We start from the raw sequence: 24,012 nt of genomic DNA on the forward strand, positions 1-24,012 counted from the left end.
ATGAAACCCTGGTACGGGCTCGGCCTGGGTCTATTGCTCGCCGCCGGCCAGGCATCGGCGGCCACCACGCTGCGCTGCGGCAACCAGTTGATCAGCGTCGGCGACCGCTTGAGCGAAGTGCTGCAGAAGTGCGGACAGCCTGCGGCGCGGGATGACTTGGGCTACAAGCGCAGCGTCAATCGCCGGGAAGAATACCCGGTGGAAGAATTGACCTACGGCCCCAACAACGGCATGTATCAGTACCTGCGTTTCGAGGGCAATCGGCTGGTGGAGATCACCAGCAAGCGGGGGCGGTGACCGGGCCGCTACACAATCAGCAGCATATGAGTTGATCGTGCTGCCGCCTTCGCGAGCAAGCCCGCTCCCACAGTGGATCGCATTTTTCCTGAAGAAACTCGGTTCACTGTGGGAGCGGGCTTGCTCGCGAAAAGGGCAACTCGGTCTCCCTGGCTGCCCAGCCCATATACATTTTCCACCCTGAAATAGAACAGGCCCCCGACACGAATGCCGGAGGCCTGTAATGGCCACATCCCTATGGCCTTTCGCATGAACTCCAAAGCAACGGCAAGCGTATGACTCAGCCCGCTTGCCGTGCCTTCTCCCAGTCCAGGCGAGAAGTCTTGGCCTTACTCGGCCTTCAGGCCGTCAGCCGATACGTCCTTGACGCCCTTGATTTTCTTGGCGATTGCCACAGCGGTGTCTTTTTGTGCTTCAGTGACTTTGGTCATCGAAGATAGGGACACAACACCTTTATTGGTTTCGACTTTGATATCAGTGCCTGGAATGCCTTTTTCAGTGACCAGGTCAGCTTTGACCTTGGTGGTGATCCAGGTATCGGAAACGTCTTCTTTGGCCTCTGTCACTTCGCCTGCAGCCAGCATCATTGGCGCCTGAGTCGCTTGGGTGGTCTCGGCGAATGCGCTAGCCATGGTCAGGGTCAGAGCGGTAGCAGCGGCGGCAGTGATAGCGAACTTCTTCATACGAGTAACTCCTGTTTTTCTCAGAAACCGCCGGAGATGAATCCCGGCAGGGTTAACAGGAGTAGTGCGAAGGCTGTGCCAGTTTTGAGAAATCAATTAATTCTTTAGAAATCAGACAGTTAAGCGAAGCGGCGAAATTCAGAATCATGCAAATTGCATGAGTTTCCCATTTTCAACATGCAACATGCCGATCCTGCCTTGCCGCTAAGCTGATGAATCAAGAGGGGTTTGCACAGCGAGGGAGCGGGCCCCCTCACCGCGAGAGTATTAGGTGCCAGGGCAAGAGGTCGGCAGGAATTCCCTGGGTGCGGTGGATGCGCATGTCCAGGCGCCGTTGACATCGCGACTGAGGGTGATCGTCCTACCTGCTATGGAGGCTGGGGCGTTCAGGAGGGTACAGACGATAGAGCCTGCCGACGTAGCCGTACCTGTTACCGAAATTGTGCAGTTGCTGGTTGTGGTCGGGGCATTCATGAGGGCCAACGTTGGAGTAACGCCCTGATTCATCTGATCCTCGTACGCTACCTTCAGCGCCGAGATTTCCCCCAGCCCGGCGGTAGCCTTCGCCCGCGCCTGATACCTGGAATACTGCGGCAACGCAAACGTCGCCAGAATGCCGATGATCGCCACGACGATCAGCAGCTCGATCAGCGTAAAGCCCTTTTGCTTGTTCATAGACATCTCCCATGCATGAGTCGAATCTCATGACCTGAAATCGCCATTGCAGGGCACATGCCAACCCTCAAGCCCCATTAATAAAGGGTGTCGATCCCGCACAACGGCGACGTCCTACCTCAACAACCGCACTATCTGACGTTTTTTGTCACCCCGGCCCGCTGGTTTGGCGTGGATGCTTGACTAGGCTATAAGTCATGAACTGTCCGCGTCCGGTATTCCCATGAATGACATCGCCCTCAGCGGCCTGACCAAGCAATTGGTGCTGGCCGAACTGCTCACCGAGCAAAGTGCGCAACAGGCGTATCAACAGGCCCAACGCAGCCGCATCCCCCTGGTCAGCTACTTGGTGCAGAACAAACTGGTCCAGAGCCGCCAGATCGCGGAAATCGCCTCGGAGCATTTCGGCGTGGCCCTGCTGGACCTCAACAGCCTGGACAAGGAAGCCCAACCCACGGGCCTGGTCAGCGAAAAACTGGTGCGCCAGCACCACGCCCTGCCGCTGTGGCGACGCGGCAACAAGCTGTACGTGGGCATCTCCGACCCGACCAATCACCAGGCCATCAACGACATCCAGTTCAGCACCGGCCTGACCACCGAAGCCATCCTGGTGGAGGACGACAAGCTCAGCGACGCCATCGAAAAATTCTTCGAATCCAGTAGCACCGGCCTGGAAGGCATGGGCGATGTCGACCTCGATGGCCTGGACATCGAATCAATCGACGACACCAAGCAGGACTCCATCGGCGGCCAGGACACCGATGACGCGCCCGTGGTGCGCTTCGTCAACAAGATGCTGCTGGACGCGATCAAGGGCGGCTCTTCCGACCTGCATTTCGAACCCTACGAAAAAACCTACCGGGTGCGGGTGCGCACCGACGGCATGCTGCGGGAAGTGGCCAAGCCGCCGATCCAATTGGCGACCCGCATCGCCGCCCGCCTGAAGGTCATGGCCAGCCTCGATATTTCCGAGCGGCGCAAACCCCAGGACGGCCGGCTGAAAATGCGCCTGTCGAAAACCAAGTCCATCGACTTCCGGGTCAACACCCTGCCCACGCTCTGGGGCGAAAAAGTGGTGATCCGGATCCTCGACCCGTCCAGCGCGCAAATGGGCATCGATGCCCTGGGCTACGAGCCGGATCAGAAAGACCTGTACATGGCCGCCCTCAAGCAACCGCAAGGGCTGATCCTGGTCACCGGCCCGACCGGCTCGGGCAAGACCGTGTCGCTGTACACCGGACTGAACATCCTCAACACCGTGGACATCAACATTTCCACCGCCGAAGACCCGGTGGAAATCAACATGGAAGGCATCAACCAGGTCAACGTGAACCCACGCCAGGGGCTGGACTTCGCCCAGGCCCTGCGCTCGTTCCTGCGCCAGGACCCGGACGTGATCATGGTCGGCGAGATCCGCGACCTGGAAACCGCCGAGATCGCCATCAAGGCCGCCCAGACCGGGCACCTGGTGCTGTCCACCCTGCACACCAACAGCGCCGCCGAAACCTTGATCCGCTTGCAGAACATGGGCATTCCGGGGTTCAACATCGCCACCGCCGTGCACCTGATCATCGCTCAGCGGCTGGCGCGCAAGCTGTGCAGCCACTGCAAGAGGGCCATCGAGATTCCCGAGGAAACCTTGCTCAAGGAAGGTTTCCCCCGGGAACGCATCGGCACATTCACGATCTATGAGCCGGTCGGTTGCGAACAGTGCAACCACGGTTACAAAGGGCGCGTGGGGGTTTACGAAGTGGTCAAGAACACGCCCGAGCTGCAACGGTTGATCATGGCCGAGGGCAACTCGCTGGAAATCGATCTGCAGATGCGCAACGACGGCTTCAATGACCTGCGCGCATCGGGGCTGCTCAAAGTGATGCAGGGCGTCACCAGCCTCGAAGAAATCAACCGGGTCACCAAGGATTGAACATGGCGGTCAAGGCAGTCAAAACCGATGTGTACACCTGGGAAGGCAAGGACCGCAAAGGCACGAAAATGACCGGTGAGCTGACGGGCCAGAGCCCGGCCCTGGTCAAGGCACAACTGCGCAAGCAAGGCATCAACCCGGAGAAGGTCCGCAAGAAATCCACCTCGATATTCAGCAAGGGCAAGCGCATCAAGCCGCTGGACATCGCCCTCTTCACCCGCCAGATGGCTACGATGCTCAAGGCTGGCGTACCGCTGTTGCAAGCGTTCGACATCATCGGCGAGGGCTTCGACAACCCCAACATGCGCAAACTGGTGGATACGGTGAAGCAGGAAGTTGCCGCCGGCAACAGCTTCGCCGCCTCGCTGCGCAAATGCCCGCAGTATTTCGACGAGCTGTACTGCAACCTGGTGGACGCCGGCGAACAGGCCGGCGCCCTGGATACGCTGCTGGACCGGGTCGCGACCTACAAGGAAAAGAGCGAAGCCCTCAAGGCCAAGATCAAGAAAGCCATGACTTACCCGACGGCGGTGATACTCGTCGCAGCGGTGGTCACGGGCATCCTGCTGGTCAAGGTGGTGCCGCAGTTCGAATCGGTCTTCTCCGGGTTCGGGGCGCAGCTGCCGGCCTTCACGGTGATGGTCATCGGCCTGTCGGAGCTCATGCAGGAGTGGTGGTGGATGCTGCTGGGCGGTTTGGCCGGGGCGTTTTTCGGGGTGAAATATGCCCTCAAGCGGTCCCAGGCGTTTCGTGACTGGCGGGACAAATGGCTACTCAAGCTCCCCTTGATCGGCACCTTGATGTACAAGTCCGCGGTGGCTCGCTTTGCCCGCACGCTCTCGACCACCTTCGCCGCCGGCGTGCCGCTGGTCGAAGCCCTCGATTCGGTGTCGGGCGCCACCGGCAACGTGGTATTCAAGCGCGCCGTGCAGCGCATCCGCCAGGACGTCTCCACTGGCATGCAGTTGAATTTTTCCATGCGCGCGTCGGGGATCTTTCCGAACCTGGCCATCCAGATGACCGCCATCGGCGAGGAATCCGGCGCACTGGACGACATGCTCGACAAGGTCGCGAGCTTTTATGAGGCCGAAGTGGACAATCTGGTGGACAACCTCACCAGCCTGATGGAACCCTTCATCATGGTGATCCTGGGGATCGTCGTCGGTGGCCTGGTGGTTGCCATGTACTTGCCCATCTTTCAACTCGGCTCTGCGATCTGACATGCCCTTGAGCGAATTTTTCGTGCTGTACCCCCTGGCTTTCGTGCTCGTTGCGGCATTGCTCGGCCTGATCATCGGCAGCTTCCTCAACGTGCTGGTGTGGCGCCTGCCGAAGATGCTCGACCGCGAATGGCGCTCGCAAGCCCACGATTTGCTGGGCCTGCCGGCTGAGGCTCCGGGGCCGGTCTATAACCTGATGTTGCCCCACTCCCAGTGCCCGCACTGCGACCATCGCATCCGCGCCTGGGAAAACATCCCCGTGCTCAGCTACGTGATGTTGCGCGGCCGCTGTTCGAGCTGCGCCGCGCCCATTGGCAAGCGTTACCCCCTGACCGAAGTGGCCTGCGGCGCGTTGTCGGCGTTCGTCGCCTGGCATTTCGGCTTTGGCTGGCAGGCCGGCATGGTGATGGTGTTGACCTGGGGTCTGCTGGGCATGAGCCTGATCGACGCCGAGCATCAATTGCTGCCCGATACCTTGGTGCTGCCGTTGTTGTGGCTGGGCTTGATCGTCAACAGCTTCGGCCTGTTCGTTCCCTTGGACCAGGCGATGTGGGGCGCGGTGGCCGGCTACCTGGCGCTGTGGTCGGTGTTCTGGGTGTTCAAGCTGATCACCGGCAAGGAAGGCATGGGCTACGGGGACTTCAAGCTGCTGGCGATGCTGGGCGCCTGGGGCGGTTGGCATATCCTGCCGCTGACGCTGCTCTTGTCGTCGCTGGTGGGCGCCGTTATCGGGGTCATTGTGCTGCGCCTGCGTGACGCGCCCGGGTCGACACAAATTCCCTTTGGGCCTTATCTGGCCATTGCCGGCTGGATTGCCTTGCTCTGGGGTGGTCAAATAACCGACTTCTACTGGCAGTCTGTCGGTTTCTAATGTCGATCTTTTATGAATAACCCTTTGGAAAAACCCTGGATCCTCGGCCTGACCGGCGGCATCGGCAGCGGCAAGAGCGCGGCGGCCCAGCATTTTATCGATCTGGGTGTGCACGCCGTCGACGCCGATCACGCCGCACGCTGGGTGGTCGAGCCCGGGCGCCCGGCGCTGGCGAAAATCGCCGAACACTTCGGCCCAGGCGTATTACAGGCCGACGGCGCCCTGGACCGTGCGGCGCTGCGCAAGCTGATTTTCGAGCAGGCCGAGGAACGCCGCTGGCTCGAAGCACTGCTGCATCCGTTGATCGCCGAGGAAATCGCCCATCACCTGGCCCAGGCACAATCGCCCTACGCGATCCTGGTGTCGCCGCTGTTGATCGAGTCAGGCCAGTACGCCATGACCCAGCGGATCCTGGTGATCGACGCGCCAGAACAATTGCAGATCGAACGTACCTTACAGCGCGACCAGACCAGCGAGCAGCAGGTCCAAGCGATCCTCAAGGCCCAATCCAGCCGCCAGGATCGCCTGAGCCATGCCGACGACGTGGTGGTCAACGACCGCGACCTCGCCTGGCTGCACAGCGAGGTCGAGCGCCTGCATCACTTTTACCTTATTTTGCGTGGAGGCCAATCATGAGCCAAACCCCAACCGTCGATTGTCCAACCTGTGGCGCACCCGTGGAATGGAGCCCGGAGAGCAAATTCCGGCCGTTCTGTTCCGACCGCTGCAAACTGATCGACCTGGGCGCCTGGGCGTCGGAAGAACACAAGATCCCCGTGGCCCCGGACGCCGAGGATGAGTTGTTCAGCGAAGACTTCAATCCTCGCTCCCATCACTAAGGCCCGGTTGAATCATTGTGGCGAGGGAGCTTGCTCCCGCTTGAGCGCGAAGCACTCATCGTTTTTTAGGGGCCGCTACGCGCCCCAGCGGGAGCAAGCTCCCTCGCCACAGGCTCATTGTCATCTCAGGTAACGGAGTTATCCCCTAAGGCCGCATGAAACCGTAATCCTGTTCATCGTCGAGGTTTTCCGCCAGGAAACTCAACTCGTCGGCCAGGTCTTCAGCGCTGCGCACGGTCTTGCTCTGCTGCACGATGGCACTGAGCAAGGCACGCAGGCTCAAGCCCGGGTCGAAACCGATCTCCATTGCGGCATCGTGGCTACGCCTGATCTCTTGTCTGGCCCACTCATAAACACTCATGGTTGTGCTCCTGGAAGTTTTCCAGAGCATGAAGGGCGTGTGATGGAGCAGCCTTGACGTGAATCAAGGCTTGTCATCATCGTTCCACGGCGCCGACAGGTAGCGCGTGCGGTTGAAGGTCTCCAGCCATTCGGGGCTGAACACCACCAACGCACTGATCACCATGCCGTTGATGAACGCCTCGGGAAAGATGATCAGCCAGAGGTAGCCGATGAAATCCTCCAGCCAGTAAGGCATGGCGAATATCCCGTCGTACCACAGCAGGCCAAGCCCAAGCAGCAGGCACGCCAATGCCGAAAGCGCGGCGGCGAGAAACCCCGAACAGAAGATGTAGACGAACAGATTGCGTGGCTGGGCGCGCTCCACCAGGATCGCGCAGCATTCGGTGATAAGCACCGGCAGCAAGATCAGCAGCGCGCCGTTGACCCCGACCGCCGCCATGTCCTGGCGTCCCAGCAGCACCAGCGCAAGCTGCGCGCACAAGCCACCCAGGATCGCCAACGGCCAGTCCAGCAGCAACGTCACGGCGGTCATGCCGATGAAATGATACGAGACACCCGTATCGAAATCCCGGCGTACCAGCCACAGCATGAACAACGCCAGCACCGTGCCGAATAACAGATGCTGGCGACGGCTGTCGGTGAACAGCTCGACCCACGGTGCCCGCACCACGGCCCAGGCCAACACCGGCACATACACCAGCCAGCCGGCCGCCTGGGTCTGCGAGGAGAGCAGTTCGGCACCGATCATGGTTACTCCGTTCGTTCGCTATTGGGGAGCGACACTTCCTGGTTGTTGTACCAGAGCCATTGCAAACCTACCAAAGCCAACCGACCAATCCGAATAGTCATTCTCATGCATGAAGATGAAAACGTCTTGTGGACGAACCTGGGCTTGAATCCCGAGGTTGTCGGCAATTTTTTTGTAGAGCTCGCGCTTCATCGCATCACTGCGGCCCCTGCGCATCGTAATCTCAATCACGATCAAATGGTCTGAACGATCCACACCGTTAAACGTGCGGCTGTAGAAAAACTGCTCGGGATCGTAGTCCGTGACCAGGTTGAACAATTCATCCTCGGGCATGCCAATGCTCTCGACCAGCGCTTGGTGTATGCCCTCGACAATGCGCTGGCGTTGCGACTGGCTGGTGCCCTTGATGACGGCTGTACGAACGAATGGCATGTGAGTTGCTCTCAATTGATTGGGGAAGTTCTCCCCAGTCGTCGCGACGTCAAACAATCGTCAAGCCCCAGGAAGCCGAGGAATTCTGCGAAATCCCCACCGTACCGGATACCGATTTATGCGCCCGATGTAATTGAGTTAAAGTCACTTCATGAAACGTCACCTACCCCCATTGAATGCACTGCGCACCTTCGAGGCGGCTGCCCGCCTGGGCAAGATGAATGCGGCCGCCGAAGAGTTGTCCGTCACTCCGGGCGCTGTCAGTCGCCAGGTCCGTCAGTTGGAGCTGAGCCTTGGCGTGGACCTGTTCGAAGGTCCAAAGAACAAACCGCAGCTCACCCCTGCCGGGCAAGAACTCCTGCCGGAATTGACGGCCGCGCTGGATCAGATCGAGGCCGCGGTGGGCAGGGTCCGAGACACGGCGACCGGCACCCTGGACGTGTCCTGCTTCAGCACGTTCACGGTCAAGTGGCTGATTCCCCGTCTTTTCGACTTCAATACAACTTACCCGCAGATCAAGATCCGCTTGAGTTCACCGATCCATGGGACCGACCCGGGGCGGGACCGTTATGACGTGATGATCACGGCAGAACAGGACGTCGTGGATGAATGCAAAAACACCGTCCTGTTGTTCCCCGAACGCTTGGGCATCGTCTTGGCGCCGTCCTTATCCGCGCGTATCCAATTGACTGACTTGAGCTCGATTTTTCGCCATCCCCTCCTGCACACCAAAACCCGTCCGGATGCCTGGGCGAACTGGGGCGATGCGATGGGATACCCCGCCAGCGCGCCGGCCGGACTGGAATACGAGCACTATTACTTTACGTTGGAGGCGGCGATTGCCGGCTTGGGGATTGGTGTCGCGCCATGGCACCTGGTGGCCGATGACATTCGCCTGGGTCGCCTGGTGGCACCGTTCGGATTTCAGCCAAGCCGCTACACCTATATCGCCAAGCGCAGCGCGCAACACAGCAAGAAACGGGATCTTTTCTGCGCCTGGTTGGCGCGTCAGGCTGAACAGGATGGCCTGCCGAGCCCTGCCTGAGGTTCATCCTGTGGGAGCGGGCTTGCTCGCGAAGGCGGCATTACAGTCAACGATGATGTTGAATGTGCTGTCCTCTTCGCGAGCAAGCCCGCTCCTACAATGGGGCCTGCGGTGTACGTGAGTTTTGTGGCAACAGCATTACCTGCCTGAGCGAAAATTTCGCCCCATCACAGCAGCTTTATTTTTTTTGGCCACATTTGAACGCTAAGCTTGGGCTCATGGATGACTCCGATTACTTACGCCTGCTGACCATCGCGGCCGAGCAAGCCAACGCCTTTCTTTCCAATGCCCGCAAATGGGAGCGTGAGCGTTGGGTCTGCCAGCGTCTGCTGCAAGGGCTGAACGTGCCTTATCGGGCCGACGAGTTCGCCCCGGCCGGGGAGCCGCCGGACGTACTGTTTCGCGATGCCAATTTCGAGGTGTTTTTTGTGCTCGACGAGGGCCGTCGCCTCAATGATGAATGGCGCGATGAACTGCAACGCCGCCGCAGCGCCTTTTCCCTGAGCCAACTGGTGCGGCGCGAAGCCAAGCCCAGGCGGATCCCAGCCAATGAATTCCTGCTGCGCCTGGCCCCGACGCTGCGCAAGAAAGCCCACAACTACACCGAGCGCGGCATGGACTTGGGCGATCTGGACATCATCGCCTTCGCCAGCCTCAAGCGCGAAGTGCTGGACCTCAACAGTCACTTTCCACCGCCCACCGAATACCTGCGCCAGGGCTGGCGCTCGCTGTCGCTGGTGGGGCCGACATTTGCCCGGGTGCTGTTCGCCCATCCCGATGCGCCGGACTTCCTGCGGGGCAACCTGGGCCGCAGCATTGTCTTCGATGTGGGGATCAGCCTGTGAGTCCATTGCAGGAGCTGATCGCCGCCGTGCCGCAACAGGGCCGTGTGCGCTGGATCGGCGTGCGCCCCCAAGGCCACGCACCGATGATCGAACTGGACGCCGTGGAGGCGCGCCTGGAGGCCGGGCTGACCGGCGATCATGCCCGCCCCGGAGTGCGCAATGCGCGGCAAGTCACGCTGATCCAATGGGAGCACCTGGCCGTGATCAGCGCACTGATGGGCCGCCCCGAGGACCAGCCGGTGCTGCCACAGGCCCTGCGGCGCAACATTGTGGTCAGCGGCATCAATCTGTTCAGCCTCAAGGGCAGGCGCTTTCGCATCGGCCAGGCCATTTTTGAAACCACCGGCTGGTGCCAGCCCTGCGCCCGATTGGAGCGAAACCTCGGCGAAGGTACATTCCAGGCCGTACGCGGCCATGGCGGAATCACCGCCCGGGTGTTAAAAAGTGGAATCATTCGCCTGGACGACCCCCTGGCCGTCGAACCCGTGCCAGCGAGCGGCTATGCTGCTTTCAATGCCGGCTAGCCGGACGCTGTAACGTCTTCACATTCCGCAACGTCTACCTGACGAGGCCTTTATGACCAGCCGCCTGAACCCAGACGACCAGAAGCATGTCGAAGAGTACCTGCAACTGTCCCAGCACCGAGTCGAGCGCCGGCCTTTCCGGCCGTGGATGCTCCTGGTGGTGGTACTGGCCATCACGATTGGCCTGGGCCTGTTGAGCCGACTGATCAGTTACCTGACGCTATGAGCCGCTTGATGCTCGCGCGGGTAACGGCACCGAATTCCTTTAGCCTTGCGAGATATCCCCATGACTCATCGTATTGTCATCGTTGGCGGCGGCGCCGGCGGCCTGGAGTTGGCTACCCGTCTGGGTAAGACTCTGGGCAAGCGCGGCACGGCCAGTGTGATGCTGGTCGACGCGAACCTGACCCACATCTGGAAACCCCTGCTGCACGAAGTGGCTGCCGGCTCCCTCAACTCTTCCGAAGACGAACTCAATTACGTTGCCCAGGCAAAATGGAACCACTTCGAGTTCCAACTGGGGCGCATGAGCGGTCTGGATCGCGAGCGCAAGAGAATCCAGCTGGCCGCCACTTATGACGAGGCGGGCATCGAGCTGCTGCCGGCGCGGGAATTGGGTTACGACACCCTGGTGATTGCCGTCGGCAGCACCACCAACGATTTCGGCACCGAAGGCGCGGCGCAACACTGCCTGTTCCTCGACACCCGCAAGCAGGCGGAGCGCTTTCACCAGCAATTGCTTCACCACTATCTGCGTGCCCACGCCGGGCAGACCGATATCGTCGAGCGCATCAGCGTCGCCATCGTCGGCGCCGGTGCGACCGGGGTCGAACTGGCGGCAGAGCTGCACAATGCCGCCCACGAACTGCACGCCTATGGCCTGGACCGGATCAAACCGGAGAACATGCACATCACCCTGATCGAGGCCGGGCCACGGGTGTTGCCGGCACTGCCGGAACGCATCGGCGGACCGGTGCACAAGACGTTGGAAAAACTCGGCGTCAACGTGATGACCAACGCCGCTGTCAGCCAGGTGACCGCCGACAGCCTGATTACCGCGGACGGCAAAGTGATCGACGCGAGCTTGAAGGTCTGGGCGGCCGGGATTCGCGCGCCAGAATTCCTCAAGGATATCGACGGGCTGGAGACCAACCGGATCAACCAGCTGCAAGTGCTGCCGACGCTACAGACCACTCGCGACGAAAACATCTTTGCCTTCGGCGATTGCGCCGCCTGCCCGCAACCCGGCAGCGATCGTAACGTTCCGCCCCGCGCCCAGGCCGCGCACCAGCAAGCCTCGCTGCTGGCCAAATCGCTGAAACTGCGGATCGAAGGCAAGGCCCTGCCCGACTACAAATACACCGACTACGGCTCGCTGATCTCGCTGTCGCGCTTCTCGGCGGTGGGCAACCTGATGGGCAACCTGACCGGCAGCGTAATGCTCGAAGGCTGGCTGGCGCGGATGTTCTATGTGTCGTTGTACCGCATGCACCAGATGGCGCTGTACGGCATGTTCCGCACGGCCATGCTGATGCTGGGCAGCAAGATCGGACGCGGGACCGAGCCTCGGCTGAAGTTGCATTGAGGATAAAAAGCGAAGCGCCAACCGCTGGTGGTGGCGCTGAGTTTTAGAGGTGCATCGCCTGTTCCATCGTCTTCGCGAGCAAGCCCGCTCCCACAGGAGAGCGAGTACCACATGAGTACGCGATCTCCTGTGGGAGCGGGCTTGCTCGCGAAGACGCCAGTGCAATCAACAGTTACCTAAACGATAACACTCGATCTGCGCAGCCAATCATTCAAACCTGAAACCGCTGCACCATCGTGCGCAGCGAATTCGCCAGTTGCGACAACTCATGGCTGGACGCACTGGTCTGATCCGCGCCGGAAGCCGAGCGCACCGACAAATCACGAATGTTCACCAGGTTGCGATCGACCTCGCGGGCCACTTGTGCTTGCTCCTCGGCAGCACTGGCGATGACCAGGTTGCGCTCATGGATCTCGCTGACCGACGCCGTAATGGTGTGCAGCGCTTCCCCTGCCCGCTCCGCCATCGCCAGGGTGCTTGCCGCGCGACTGGAGCTGGCCTGCATGGAATCGAGTGCCTGGGTGGCACCGCTGCGCATGCCTTGGACCATCTGCTCGATTTCCTGGGTCGATTGCTGCGTGCGATAAGCCAGCGCCCGCACCTCGTCGGCCACCACCGCGAAGCCACGTCCACTCTCTCCCGCCCGGGCCGCTTCAATGGCCGCGTTGAGGGCCAGCAGGTTGGTCTGCTCGGCGATGGCGCGGATTACGTCCAGCACCTTGCCGATATCCTGCGACTGGTTGGCCAAGGATTGCACCAGGCCGCCGGTCACTTGCACATCGTTAGCCAGGGCGCCAATGGCCTCGACCGTGTCGCTGACCCGCTGCTGCCCCAGGGATGCCGACTCACTGGACTGACGCGTGGCATCGGAAGTGGAAACCGCATTGCGAGCAACCTCCTCCACAGCGGTGGTCATCTCGGTGACGGCGGTGGCTGCCTGTTCAATTTCGTTGTTCTGTTGCTGCAGGCTGTGGGTGCTGTCGAGCGTGACGGCGTTCAGCTCATCGGCTGCCGTGGCCAGTTGCGCGGCCGAGCCGCTGATGCCCTGCAACGTCTCGCGCAGATTCTGTTGCATGGCCGCCAACGCCTTGAGTAAACGGCTGACTTCGTCGTTGCCATGGGTTTCGATCGGTCGGGTCAAGTCACCCCGGGCGACGCTCTCCGCAGCATCCAGCGCCTCGCCCAGGGGCTTGACGATACTGCGCGTGAGCAACATGGCCAAGGCCACCGTGGCCAGGGCGGCAAGCACAATGAACAGGCTGACGATCATGCGGGAACTGGCGTAGTGCTCCTGGGACTTCTGGCTCTCGATGGACACCTGCTTGGAGAACAACTCCGCCAGATCGTTGAGCTGCTTGCCGGAACCGTCCACCACGGTCTTCATGTCCACCAGCAGCAACTTGATCAGATCATCCCGACGCCCCTGTTCCGCCAGGGTGAAGGATTGCGCGATACCGGTACGGTACGCAGCGAACGTCTGCTTGAACTGGTCGTAAAGGGCCTTGCCTTCAGGCGTCACGACGAGTTTTTCGTAAGCCGCGATTTTTTCGCCCAACTCCTTGTCGCGGGTGTCCATCTGGCCGCGGTACACCGGGATGTTCTTCGGATCCTGGTCCAGGGCCATACGCAGGGAGATCGTGCGGATCCGCAACATCCACTCGCGAATCTCGTCACCCCCGCGAATGCTAGGCAGCCATTGGGTTTCCACGGCGACTTCACTGTCACGAATGCTCGACATCTGCCCCAGCGCAAACACCCCGAGCAACGCCACCAACACGGCGATCAAGGCAAACCCCAGCGCGGCGCGGGGGGCGATATTCAACTGACGAAGAAACATAGGGGTGCCTTTTTTATTGTTGGCCCGAGGTGGGGCCGGGCCCCTGTCGGTGGGTTATCGGCAAGTTGTACGATGACTTAAGTCAATCCACTTTATTCCAGGCAAAAAAAATCCCCGTATCTTTCGATACGAGGATTTTTAATATGGTCGGGGTAAGGGGATTCGAACTCCTGACATCCTGCTCCCAAAGCAGGCGCGCTACCGGACTGCGCTATACCCCGGTAAAAAAAAGGCGACCTTTGCAAGTCGCCTTCCTCGATCAGTGCTTTTGGCCTCTGATCTTAAGATTCGATTCCAGCGAGCTGGTTTCAAAAATGGTGGGTCGTGTGGGATTCGAACCTACGACCAATTGGTTAAAAGCCAACTGCTCTACCAACTGAGCTAACGACCCAAATATGGTCGGGGTAAGGGGATTCGAACTCCTGACATCCTGCTCCCAAAGCAGGCGCGCTACCGGACTGCGCTATACCCCGATTGAAATGGCTCCGTGACCAGGACTCGAACCTGGGACCCAATGATTAACAGTCATTTGCTCTACCGACTGAGCTATCACGGAACTGATATTTCAAGTTACTGCAATTTGAAGCTACATCGTTGAATCTCGCTTCAACCTCTTTCACCGTCTGCATCGCTGCGTTCGTGTGTCTGAGGCGCGCTATTCTACAATTTTCAAAACCTCTGTCAACCCCTTAAATTGCTTTCAAGACAATGATTTGCAACTTATTTTGGATTCCTTCTCAGTGAGAAGTAACCCTTGGGGTGACGTACTGCGGGGCGCACTTTACAAGCCTTTTCCTTTGAGTTCAACGGCCTGATGAAAAAAATGGCCTCGCAAGGCAAGGCCATTTCAATCGCCAGCAGTCCCGGCTATCAGTTAAAGACGATTTCGTCGTTCTCCACCGTACCGGTCACGGTTTCGCCCGGCATGAAGCGACCCGACAGAATCAGCTGCGCCAGCGGGTTTTCGATCCAACGCTGGATCGCCCGCTTCAGCGGCCGAGCGCCATAGACCGGGTCGTAACCCACCGCAATCAGCTTGTCCAACGCCTCATCGCTCAATTGCAGTTTCAGCTCGCGCTCGGTCAGGCGGCTGCGCAGGCGGCCCAACTGGATCTCGGTAATCCCGGCAATCTGATCCCGGGCCAACGGCTCGAAGATCACCACTTCGTCGACCCGGTTGATGAACTCCGGCCGGAAGTGGGTAGAGATTGCGTCCATGACCGCCGCGCGCTGCGCCTCGCGATCACCCACCAGCTCCTGGATCTGCGTCGAACCCAGGTTAGAGGTCATCACGATCACCGTGTTGCGGAAGTCCACCGTGCGCCCGTGGCTGTCGGTCAGGCGACCATCCTCCAGCACTTGCAGCAGGATGTTGAACACATCCGGGTGCGCCTTCTCGACCTCATCGAGCAGGATCACCGAGTACGGCTTGCGACGCACGGCCTCGGTCAGGTAACCGCCCTCTTCATAACCGACATAACCCGGTGGTGCACCGATCAGCCGTGCCACGGAATGTTTCTCCATGAACTCGGACATGTCGATGCGCACCATCGCCTCCTCGGTATCGAAGAGGAACTCGGCCAGTGCCTTGCACAGCTCGGTTTTACCGACACCGGTCGGGCCGAGGAACATGAACGAGCCGCTCGGACGGTTAGGGTCCGACAACCCGGCTCGGGACCGGCGCACGGCGTTGGACACCGCCACCACCGCCTCTTCCTGACCGATCACGCGCTGGTGCAGCAGGCTTTCCATCTTCAGCAGCTTGTCGCGCTCGCCTTCGAGCATCTTCGAGACGGGAATGCCGGTCCACTTGGAAACCACTTCGGCGATCTCTTCCTCGGTCACCTTGCTGCGCAGCAACTGGTTTTCGCTCTTGCCGTGCTGGTCGACCATTTGCAGGCTGCGCTCCAGGTCCGGGATCACCCCGTACTGCAGCTCGGCCATGCGGTTGAGGTCGCCTTTGCGGCGAGCCGCTTCCAGTTCCTGGCGAGACTGTTCGATCTTCTGCTGAATCTGCGCAGACCCCTGGACCTCGGCTTTCTCCGAGTTCCAGATTTCCTCGAGGTCGGAATACTCACGCTCGTGACGCACGATTTCTTCCTGCAACCTCTCCAGACGTTTCTTCGCCGCCTCGTCGCTTTCTTTCTTCAGCGCCTGGGACTCGACCTTGAGTTGAATCAGGCGACGCTCCAAACGATCCAGCACTTCGGGCTTGGAGTCGATTTCCATGCGGATGCGGCTCGCGGCCTCGTCGATCAGGTCGATGGCCTTGTCCGGCAATTGCCGGTCGGTGATGTAGCGGTGGCTGAGCTTGGCCGCCGCGATGATCGCGCCGTCGGTGATCGCCACCTTGTGGTGAACTTCGTAGCGCTCTTTAAGGCCACGCAGGATGGCGATGGTGTCTTCTTCGCTCGGTTCCTCCACCAGCACTTTCTGGAAGCGCCGCTCGAGGGCCGCATCTTTCTCTATATATTGGCGGTACTCGTTGAGCGTGGTCGCGCCAACACAGTGCAACTCGCCACGGGCCAACGCTGGCTTGAGCATGTTGCCGGCGTCCATCGAGCCTTCGCCCTTGCCCGCACCGACCATGGTGTGCAGTTCGTCGATGAACAGGATGATCTGCCCTTCCTGCTTGGACAGCTCATTGAGCAGGGACTTGAGCCGTTCTTCGAACTCGCCGCGGTACTTGGCACCGGCGATCAGAGCCCCCATGTCCAGGGACAACAGGCGCTTGCCCTTGAGGCCGTCCGGCACTTCACCGTTGATGATGCGCTGGGCCAAGCCCTCGGCGATGGCGGTTTTACCCACGCCAGGCTCACCGATCAGCACCGGATTGTTCTTGGTACGGCGTTGCAGCACCTGGATCGTGCGGCGGATCTCATCGTCGCGACCGATCACCGGGTCGAGCTTGCCTTCCTCGGCACGCTTGGTCAGGTCGACGGTGTATTTGTCCAGCGCCTGGCGCGACTCTTCGTGGTTCGCGTCGTTGACCGCTTCGCCGCCACGCAGGTTGTTGATGGCGTTTTCCAGGGCTTTCTTGCTCACCCCTTGGCCAAGCAGCAACTTGCCGAGCTTGCTGTTCTCGTCCATGGCGGCGAGCAGCACCAGCTCGCTGGAAATGAACTGGTCGCCCTTCTGCTGGGCCAGGCGATCGGCCTGGTTGAGCAGCCGCGCCAAGTCCTGGGACATGTTCACGTCACCGGTCGGATTCTGGATCTTGGGCAACTGGTCGAGTTCTTTGGCCAACTCTTTGCGCAGGCTGTTGACGTCAAAGCCGACCTGCATCAACAGCGGCTTGATGGAGCCGCCCTGCTGTTCGAGCATGGCTTGCATCAAATGCGCCGGTTCGATACCGGGATGGTCCAGGCCGACGGCCAGGGACTGGGCATCGGACAGGGCCAATTGCAGTTTGCTGGTTAAACGATCAATACGCATGGGTCACCTTCCTAATGAGCAGGCCGGACCTAGAAAACATCCTGAATGAAGAAACCTGCCAGATACCGTTATAGATGTGGTCGATTCTGGAAGATTCAAGCCGGGCGCCCTTGATGCAGATCAGAGAAGTCTAGCGCTCGATCCAGATCAGCGAGGCGAAGCGACCGGTGCGCGGATTGCGCCGGTAGGAAAAGAAACGTGGGTCGGTCACGGTACAGAAACCGCCGCCGTAAACGGCCGTGACACCCCGTGCCGCCAGACGCAGCCGTGCCAATGCGTAGATGTCGGCCAGGAATTTGCCGGCGTTGGGGCTCGCGACGAAGGCTTGTGCCGCCTGGGGCAGCTGCGCGATGAAGGCTTCACGCACTTCCGGTCCGACTTCGAAGGCGTGCGGGCCGATGGCGGGGCCGAGCCAGGCCAGGATTTCATCCGCAGGCACGGCAAGGCTGTCGAGGGTGGCTTCCAGCACACCGTTCGCCAACCCGCGCCAACCGGCGTGGGCCGCCGCGACGCGGGTGCCGGCACGGTTGCAGAACAACACCGGCAAGCAATCGGCGGTCATCGCCGTGCACGCGATACCCGGCGTGGCGGTCCAACTGGCATCGGCGGTCGCCACCTGGGTCGGGTCAGCCTCGACCACGGCAATGCCGTGGACCTGCTGCAGCCAGGCCGGGGTGATGGCGAAGGGATCGGTGAGGCGGCGGCGGTTTTCGGCAACGGCCGTGGGGTCGTCGCCGACATGGTCGCCCAGGTTGAGGCTGTCGAACGGCGCCAGGCTGACGCCGCCCTCGCGGGTGGTGACGCAGGCCTTGACCCGGGCCGGCGCGGGCCAGTCGGGTGTCAGCCAGTCACTCATCCGATGAACGCCTCGCGATCCTGCTTGAGCAACGTCAGCAACCAGACGAAATCATCCGGCAACGGCGATTCCCAGCTCATGCGCTTGCCGGTCGTCGGGTGATCCAGCTCCAGGAAACGCGCGTGCAGCGCCTGGCGCGGGAAACTCTTCAGCGATTCGACCATGGTCTGGCTGGCGGCCGGCGGAATGCGGAAACGACCGCCGTAGGCCGGGTCGCCCACCAACGGGAAGTTGATGTGGGCCATGTGCACGCGAATCTGGTGGGTACGGCCGGTTTCCAGCTTGACCCGCACATGGGTGTGGGAACGGAAACGCTCCAGCACGCGGTAATGACTGACCGCCTGCTTGCCGCCTTCCATCACCGCCATGCGCTGGCGCTGCTGGCCGTGGCGACCGATCGGGGCGTTGATCTTGCCACCGGCGGTGACCACACCGATCACGATGCACTCATAGATGCGGCTGACGCTGCGGCTTTGCAGCTGTGTGACCAGCTGTGTCTGCGCCTGGATGGTCTTGGCCACCACCATCAGGCCGGTGGTGTCCTTGTCCAGGCGATGGACGATGCCGGCACGGGGCACATTGATGATGTCCGGCACGTGGTGCAACAAGGCGTTGAGCAGCGTGCCGTCGGCATGACCGGCCGCCGGGTGCACCACCAGGCCCGCGGGCTTGTTGATCACCAGGATGTCATCGTCTTCATAGACGATGTCCAGGGCAATGTCCTGGGCGACCCATTCTCCCTGGGCCTCCTGCTCGGCAGTCAGCTCGAGGATGGCACCGCCGTGGACGATGTCGCGCGGACGGATCACCGCCCCATCCACAGTCAGGCGGCCGTCCTTGATCCAGGCGGAAAGGCGCGAGCGAGAGTGCTCGGCAAAGAGTTGTGCGGCGACTTGATCGAGGCGTTGGCCGCCCAAATCGGACGGCACCTCTGCGCGAAGTTCTATTTTATCGGACATGCTCGGACTGGGCGTCGGCACAGCCTTTGGTTTCGGCTGCGCGCTTGTGGTTAAATACGGCGTCTTTTGCCCCGAGGCTTTCAACGGGGCGCTCATCATAACAGGACGGCCCCGCCCAAGACAGCGGCCGTCATAGGGACGCAAGCCGCCATGCAAGTGAAACACCTGCTGCTGATCGCCATCCTCGCATTGACTGCTGCTTGCTCGTCGAAGGAAGTCGTAGACGAAAACCTGAGCGAAGTCGAACTGTACCAACAGGCGCAGAACGACCTGGATAACAACAGCTACACCAGCGCCACCGCCAAGCTGAAGGCGCTGGAGTCGCGGTATCCGTTCGGTCGCTACGCCGATCAGGCCCAGTTGGAGCTGATCTACGCCAACTACAAGAACGCCGAGCCGGAAGCCGCCAAGTCCGCCGCCGAGCGCTTCATTCGCCTGCACCCACAGCACCCGAACGTCGATTACGCCTATTACCTCAAGGGCCTGACCTCCTTCGACCAGGACGTCGGCCTGCTGGCGCGCTTCCTGCCGCTGGACATGACCAAGCGTGACCCGGGCGCCGCGCGCGACTCCTACAACGAGTTCGCCCAGCTGACCAGCCGCTTCCCCAACAGCCGTTATTCGCCTGATGCCAAGCAGCGCATGATCTACCTGCGCAACCTGCTGGCTTCCTACGAAATCCACGTGGCCGACTACTACCTGACCCGTCAGGCCTACGTCGCCGCCGCCAACCGTGGCCGCTACGTGGTGGAAAACTTCCAGGAAACCCCTTCGGTGGGTGATGGCCTGGCGGTGATGACCGAAGCCTACCAGCGCCTGCACCTGGACGACCTGGCCGCCACCAGCCTGGAAACCCTCAAGCTGAACTACCCGGACCACCCTTCGCTGGTCGACGGCCAGTTCACCCCGCGCGTTGACGAAGCCGACAACCGTTCGTGGCTGAGCAAGGCCACCCTGGGCCTGATCGAGTCCCGTCCACCGCTGCCGCCGGGCGAAACCCGCGCCAACCAGGACGTACAGCGCCAGTTCCAGGATGCCAAGGAAGCCATCCCGAACGAACTCAAGCCCAAGGATGAAAATGGCGACGTGATCGAGGAAGAAGAGCCTGAGAGCGATTCCAGCGACCGCTCGTGGTTCAGCTACATGACCTTCGGCCTGTTCGACTGAGCCAAGGCACCTGCAAAAAGGGAGACCCGACGGTCTAATGCCGTTCACTTAAGAAAAATGATGACCCTGTGGCGAGGGAGCTTGCTCCCGCTCGGCTGCGAAGCAGTCGTAAACCGGCGGGTGCGGTGTGTCTGATACGCCACACTTGGCAGGTTTTGGGGCCGCTTCGCGGCCCAGCGGGAGCAAGCTCCCTCGCCACGGGTTTGCCGTTTGCCTCAAGTGAACAGCATTGACCCGACGGTCTCCCTTTTTTGTGCCCGGGTTTTATTGCGCTGTGCGCCGTTCCTGTCCTTGGCTAAACTGCCTGATCTCTAGCCAAAAAGCCGCCCATCATGCTTCGTTTATTGATCTTGTTCGCAGTCGTTGCCTTCGCTATCTGGATCTTTCGCGGGGTGAAGAAGACCGGCGGCCGCGCGTCCCGCCCCACCCAGGAACAGGACGCACCGCCCATGGTCCGTTGCGCCCATTGCGGCGTACACCTGCCCCGTGACCGGGCACTGGCCCTCGAACAGCAATGGTATTGCAGCCAGGCTCATCTCGAGCAAGGCCCGGGCACTCGTGAGCGCTGAGGCTACAAGCCCACGCATCAAACAGGCGCAGCGCCTGCTGCGCCTCTACCACCTGTACCGCCTGAGTATCGGCATCACCCTGGTGCTGCTGATCTCCAGCAACATGGACAACCGCCTGCTGGAATACGCCAACGACGACCTGTTGCGCAGTGGCAGCTGGTTGTACCTGGTCTTGAATATCCTGCTGGTGGTGTTCCTGGAAAACACCCGCCGCCCTGCCCGGCTGTTCGGCCTGGCCCTGACCGACGTGCTGCTGCTCTCGTGGCTGTTCTTCGCCGCGGGCGGCGCCCCCAGCGCCATCGGCAACCTGATCATCGTCTCGGTGGCCATCGGCAATACGCTGCTGCGCGGCCGGATCGGCCTGTTGATCGCGGCCGTCGCCACCCTTGGCATCGTCGGTTCGAGTTTATTTCTTGGCTTGAGCGACTCGAACCGTCCCAGCAGTTACTTGCAAGCCGGCACCCTCGGGGCGTTGTGTTTTGCCGCCGCGCTGCTGGTGCAGGGCCTGACCCGACGTTTGGAAGCCAGCGAAACCCTGGCCGAGCAGCGGGCCAGCGAAGTGGTCGGACTGGAAGCCCTCAATGCCCTGATCCTGCAACGCATGCGCACCGGCATCCTGGTGCTCGACCGCCAGCGCCGGGTCCAACTGGCCAACGAAAGCGCGCTGAACCTGCTGGGCATGCACGACCTGGTCGGCCAACCGATCGACGATTGCTCCAGCGCCCTGGTCGAGCGCCTGCAACTCTGGCTGAACAACCCCAGCCTGCGCCCGCCCAGCCTGACCATCAGCGGCACGGGCCTGACCCTGCAACCGAGCTTCATCGCCCTGGGCCACAACGACCAGCAGCAGATCCTGGTGTTTCTCGAAGACCTGGCCCAGGTGGCCCAACACGCCCAACAGCTCAAGCTCGCCTCCCTCGGGCGCCTGACCGCCGGTATCGCCCATGAAATCCGCAACCCCTTGGGCGCCATCAGCCACGCGGCGCAATTGCTGCGCGAATCCGAGGAACTGAACGACGCGGATCGGCGTCTGACGCAGATTATTCAAGATCACTCCCAACGAATGAATCGCGTCATTGAAAACGTCCTGCAGCTGTCTCGCCGCCAGCAAACCACACCCCAGCGCCTCGACCTGCGGACCTGGCTCGATCAGTTCGTCCGGCAGACCCGCGAAAGCATGGCCGACCACCAGCAATTGCACTTGAGCATCGACCCGGGCGACCACACCACGCTCATGGACCCCGACCAGCTCACCCAGGTGCTCGACAACCTGCTGCGCAACGCCTGGCGCCACAGCGCAATGGCCCACGAACAGGCCGAGGCCTGGCTGAAACTGTTCATCGACCCTCACAGCCAGCTGTCGACCCTGGACATCATCGACAATGGCCCCGGTGTCACGCCCGAGCAGCAGGCGCATCTGTTCGAGCCCTTCTTTACCACCAGCAGCCAGGGCACCGGCCTTGGGCTCTATCTGTCCCGTGAGCTGTGCGAAAGCAACCAGGCCCGCCTAGACTTCAAACCACGCCAAGGCGGCTGCTTTCGCATCACTTTTGCTCACGGACGGAAACAGATTTGAACAATCGCTCACGGCAACGAATCCTGATCGTCGATGACGAACCGGACATCCGCGAACTCCTGGACATCACCCTGGGCCGGATGAAACTCGACACCCGCAGCGCCAAGAACCTTGCCGAGGCACAAGCCCTGCTGGCAGGGGATGCCTTCGACCTGTGCCTGACCGACATGCGTTTGCCCGATGGCACCGGCCTGGAACTGGTGCAGCACATCCAGCAACGTTATCCACAACTGCCCGTGGCGATGATCACCGCCTACGGCAGCCTGGAAACCGCCATCGACGCCCTCAAGGCCGGCGCCTTCGACTTCCTGACCAAACCGGTCGACCTGGGTCGGCTGCGGGAACTGGTCACCAGCGCCCTGCGCCTGCCATCGGTCGCCATACCGACCAGCACCCTCGAACGCTGCCTGCTGGGCGACTCGCCCCCCATGCTCGGTGTGCGCAAGCAGATCGAGAAACTCGCTCGCAGCCAGGCCCCGGTGTACATCAGCGGAGAATCGGGCTGCGGCAAGGAACTGGTCGCCCGGTTGATCCACGAACAAGGCCCCCGCGCCAACCAGCGTTTTGTACCGGTCAACTGTGGGGCGATTCCCACGGAACTGATGGAAAGCGAGTTCTTCGGCCACCGAAAAGGCAGCTTTAGCGGCGCCATCGAAGACAAGCCTGGGCTGTTCCAGGCCGCCCATGGCGGAACCTTGTTCCTCGATGAGGTGGCCGACCTGCCCCTGGCGATGCAGGTCAAGCTGTTACGAGCCATCCAGGAAAAGGCCGTGCGCGCCGTGGGCGGCCAGCAGGAAGAAGTGGTGGATGTGCGCATCCTCTGCGCCACTCACAAGGATCTCGACGCCGAGGTCGCCGCCGGGCGCTTTCGCCAGGATCTGTATTACCGGCTGAACGTCATCGAATTGCGCGTGCCGCCGTTGCGTGAACGCCGCGAAGACATCGAGCCCTTGGCCAACCACATGCTCCAGCGCCTGGCCAGCGCCACCGGCAGCCCTGCGGCAAAGCTCCATCCGCGAGCCCTGGAAGCCCTGCAGAACTACCGTTTCCCGGGCAATGTGCGGGAATTGGAGAACATGCTTGAGCGGGCCTATACCTTGTGCGAACAGCAACTGATCGAAGCGGATGACCTGCGTCTGGCCGAGGGCAATGCGACTGAGGCGGGCAATCCCGATTTGATGCAGGTCGACAATCTCGAGGATTACCTGGAAGAGGTCGAGCGCAAGCTCATCCTCCAGGCATTGGAAGAAACCCGCTGGAACCGCACGGCGGCCGCGCAGCGGTTGAAGTTGTCGTTTCGGTCGATGCGGTATCGGTTGAAGAAGCTTGGGCTGGATTGAGCCACGCTTTCGAAGCCCACGTATTCCCCTGTGGCGAGGGAGCTTGCTCCCGCTGGGCTGCGCAGCAGCCCCAAAAGCAGCGACTCGATCACCTGATGCTCCGAGGTCTCAGGTTGGGGGCCGCTTCGCGACCCAGCGGGAGCAAGCTCCCTCGCCACAGGTTCGGCGCTCGCCTTCGCAGCTCTTCTAGCCTTCCGCCACCGGCACCCGTTCGTCCAGCAC

24 protein-coding genes and 4 tRNA genes are annotated in these 24,012 nt (G+C 61.1%); 15 read left to right on the plus strand and 13 right to left on the minus strand.

All coding sequences use genetic code 11. The features are described from left to right. Positions 1 to 297 carry a DUF2845 domain-containing protein gene (locus HU767_RS20940; protein WP_186709067.1) on the plus strand — a complete coding sequence of 99 codons (297 nt, stop codon included), beginning with the start codon at positions 1 to 3 and terminating at the stop codon, positions 295 to 297. A 329-nt stretch (positions 298 to 626) separates the two neighbouring features. Here HU767_RS20940 and HU767_RS20945 read toward each other — a convergent pair whose 3' ends face one another. Further along, entirely contained in the window at positions 627 to 980 is a 354-nt protein-coding gene (locus HU767_RS20945) for a BON domain-containing protein (RefSeq protein WP_186709064.1), read from the minus strand. 267 nt (positions 981 to 1,247) lie between these two features. After that, on the minus strand, positions 1,248 to 1,655 hold the full coding sequence (locus HU767_RS20950) for a pilin (RefSeq protein ID WP_186730372.1): 408 nt from the start codon (positions 1,653 to 1,655) through the stop codon (positions 1,248 to 1,250). 223 nt (positions 1,656 to 1,878) lie between these two features. Between HU767_RS20950 and pilB the strand changes: the two genes are divergently transcribed. From pilB to yacG, 5 genes are read left to right on the plus strand one after another with little or no spacing between them, the layout of a single operon-like run. Further along, a complete protein-coding gene (gene pilB, locus HU767_RS20955) occupies positions 1,879 to 3,579 on the plus strand; it encodes a type IV-A pilus assembly ATPase PilB (RefSeq protein WP_186709059.1) in 1,701 nt (566 codons plus the stop codon). A gap of 2 nt (positions 3,580 to 3,581) precedes the next feature. Further along, complete coding sequence (locus HU767_RS20960) at positions 3,582 to 4,799, plus strand: type II secretion system F family protein (protein WP_186730373.1); 1,218 nt, start codon at positions 3,582 to 3,584, stop codon at positions 4,797 to 4,799. Between the two features lies 1 nt (position 4,800). Then, on the plus strand, positions 4,801 to 5,670 hold the full coding sequence (locus HU767_RS20965; protein ID WP_186730374.1) for an A24 family peptidase: 870 nt from the start codon (positions 4,801 to 4,803) through the stop codon (positions 5,668 to 5,670). Between the two features lie 12 nt (positions 5,671 to 5,682). Further along, entirely contained in the window at positions 5,683 to 6,306 is a 624-nt protein-coding gene (coaE, locus tag HU767_RS20970) for a dephospho-CoA kinase (RefSeq protein WP_186730375.1), read from the plus strand. Next, positions 6,303 to 6,509, plus strand: coding sequence for a DNA gyrase inhibitor YacG (gene yacG, locus HU767_RS20975; protein ID WP_186709040.1), 207 nt, complete (start codon positions 6,303 to 6,305; stop codon positions 6,507 to 6,509). The genes coaE and yacG overlap by 4 nt, the downstream gene beginning before the upstream one ends. Before the next feature lie 145 nt (positions 6,510 to 6,654). Here yacG and HU767_RS20980 read toward each other — a convergent pair whose 3' ends face one another. From HU767_RS20980 to HU767_RS20990, 3 genes are all read right to left on the minus strand, one after another. Next, positions 6,655 to 6,870, minus strand: coding sequence for a hypothetical protein (locus tag HU767_RS20980; RefSeq protein ID WP_053125334.1), 216 nt, complete (start codon positions 6,868 to 6,870; stop codon positions 6,655 to 6,657). 63 nt (positions 6,871 to 6,933) lie between these two features. Continuing rightward, positions 6,934 to 7,620 (minus strand): energy-coupling factor ABC transporter permease, encoded by a 687-nt coding sequence (locus HU767_RS20985; protein ID WP_186730376.1) that lies wholly within the window; start codon positions 7,618 to 7,620, stop codon positions 6,934 to 6,936. 18 nt (positions 7,621 to 7,638) lie between these two features. Further along, complete coding sequence (locus HU767_RS20990) at positions 7,639 to 8,052, minus strand: tautomerase family protein (RefSeq protein ID WP_186730377.1); 414 nt, start codon at positions 8,050 to 8,052, stop codon at positions 7,639 to 7,641. A gap of 151 nt (positions 8,053 to 8,203) precedes the next feature. On the opposite strand from HU767_RS20990, the gene HU767_RS20995 reads away from it, so the two are divergent. From HU767_RS20995 to HU767_RS21015, 5 genes are all read left to right on the plus strand, one after another. Continuing rightward, complete coding sequence (locus HU767_RS20995; RefSeq protein WP_186730378.1) at positions 8,204 to 9,097, plus strand: LysR substrate-binding domain-containing protein; 894 nt, start codon at positions 8,204 to 8,206, stop codon at positions 9,095 to 9,097. 218 nt (positions 9,098 to 9,315) lie between these two features. Then, on the plus strand, positions 9,316 to 9,942 hold the full coding sequence (locus tag HU767_RS21000) for a DUF1780 domain-containing protein (RefSeq protein ID WP_186709015.1): 627 nt from the start codon (positions 9,316 to 9,318) through the stop codon (positions 9,940 to 9,942). Continuing rightward, positions 9,939 to 10,466 (plus strand): MOSC domain-containing protein, encoded by a 528-nt coding sequence (locus HU767_RS21005; protein ID WP_186709012.1) that lies wholly within the window; start codon positions 9,939 to 9,941, stop codon positions 10,464 to 10,466. Before HU767_RS21000 ends, HU767_RS21005 begins: the two co-directional genes overlap by 4 nt. A 52-nt stretch (positions 10,467 to 10,518) precedes the next feature. Beyond that, positions 10,519 to 10,692, plus strand: a complete 174-nt coding sequence (locus HU767_RS21010) for a DUF3094 family protein (RefSeq protein ID WP_039593877.1) — start codon at positions 10,519 to 10,521, stop codon at positions 10,690 to 10,692. A gap of 60 nt (positions 10,693 to 10,752) precedes the next feature. Beyond that, positions 10,753 to 12,051: an NAD(P)/FAD-dependent oxidoreductase gene (locus HU767_RS21015; RefSeq protein WP_186709009.1), complete on the plus strand. Its 1,299-nt coding sequence runs from the start codon at positions 10,753 to 10,755 to the stop codon at positions 12,049 to 12,051. Positions 12,052 to 12,262: 211 nt separating this feature from the next. Here HU767_RS21015 and HU767_RS21020 read toward each other — a convergent pair whose 3' ends face one another. The 8 genes from HU767_RS21020 to rluD all read right to left on the minus strand — a co-directional run bounded on the left by HU767_RS21020 (position 12,263) and on the right by rluD (position 19,138). Beyond that, positions 12,263 to 13,888: a methyl-accepting chemotaxis protein gene (locus tag HU767_RS21020; protein ID WP_186730379.1), complete on the minus strand. Its 1,626-nt coding sequence runs from the start codon at positions 13,886 to 13,888 to the stop codon at positions 12,263 to 12,265. Between the two features lie 144 nt (positions 13,889 to 14,032). Next, positions 14,033 to 14,109: transfer RNA gene (locus HU767_RS21025), tRNA-Pro, on the minus strand. 94 nt (positions 14,110 to 14,203) lie between these two features. Then, positions 14,204 to 14,279: transfer RNA gene (locus HU767_RS21030), tRNA-Lys, on the minus strand. A 5-nt stretch (positions 14,280 to 14,284) separates the two neighbouring features. Next, positions 14,285 to 14,361, minus strand: a tRNA-Pro gene (locus tag HU767_RS21035). 7 nt (positions 14,362 to 14,368) lie between these two features. Then, positions 14,369 to 14,444 (minus strand) — tRNA-Asn (locus tag HU767_RS21040). Between the two features lie 314 nt (positions 14,445 to 14,758). Further along, on the minus strand, positions 14,759 to 17,323 hold the full coding sequence (clpB, locus tag HU767_RS21045; RefSeq protein ID WP_186708990.1) for an ATP-dependent chaperone ClpB: 2,565 nt from the start codon (positions 17,321 to 17,323) through the stop codon (positions 14,759 to 14,761). Positions 17,324 to 17,453: 130 nt separating this feature from the next. Beyond that, complete coding sequence (gene pgeF / locus HU767_RS21050; protein ID WP_186708987.1) at positions 17,454 to 18,179, minus strand: peptidoglycan editing factor PgeF; 726 nt, start codon at positions 18,177 to 18,179, stop codon at positions 17,454 to 17,456. Further along, positions 18,176 to 19,138: a 23S rRNA pseudouridine(1911/1915/1917) synthase RluD gene (gene rluD, locus HU767_RS21055; protein ID WP_186708981.1), complete on the minus strand. Its 963-nt coding sequence runs from the start codon at positions 19,136 to 19,138 to the stop codon at positions 18,176 to 18,178. The genes pgeF and rluD overlap by 4 nt, the downstream gene beginning before the upstream one ends. Positions 19,139 to 19,288: 150 nt before the next feature. Here rluD and HU767_RS21060 point away from each other — a divergent pair, with 150 nt between their 5' ends. The 4 genes from HU767_RS21060 (at position 19,289) to HU767_RS21075 (ending at position 23,790) form a co-directional block, all read left to right on the plus strand. After that, on the plus strand, positions 19,289 to 20,305 hold the full coding sequence (locus HU767_RS21060; protein ID WP_186708980.1) for an outer membrane protein assembly factor BamD: 1,017 nt from the start codon (positions 19,289 to 19,291) through the stop codon (positions 20,303 to 20,305). A gap of 332 nt (positions 20,306 to 20,637) precedes the next feature. Next, entirely contained in the window at positions 20,638 to 20,874 is a 237-nt protein-coding gene (locus tag HU767_RS21065) for a PP0621 family protein (RefSeq protein WP_186708979.1), read from the plus strand. Beyond that, positions 20,864 to 22,450, plus strand: coding sequence for an ATP-binding protein (locus HU767_RS21070; protein ID WP_186730380.1), 1,587 nt, complete (start codon positions 20,864 to 20,866; stop codon positions 22,448 to 22,450). The genes HU767_RS21065 and HU767_RS21070 overlap by 11 nt, the downstream gene beginning before the upstream one ends. Next, complete coding sequence (locus HU767_RS21075) at positions 22,447 to 23,790, plus strand: sigma-54 dependent transcriptional regulator (RefSeq protein WP_186730381.1); 1,344 nt, start codon at positions 22,447 to 22,449, stop codon at positions 23,788 to 23,790. The genes HU767_RS21070 and HU767_RS21075 overlap by 4 nt, the downstream gene beginning before the upstream one ends. Positions 23,791 to 24,012 lie beyond the last annotated feature (222 nt).

The organism is Pseudomonas sp. SWRI179 (assembly GCF_014268705.1).
Lineage (GTDB): Bacteria > Pseudomonadota > Gammaproteobacteria > Pseudomonadales > Pseudomonadaceae > Aquipseudomonas > Aquipseudomonas zanjanensis.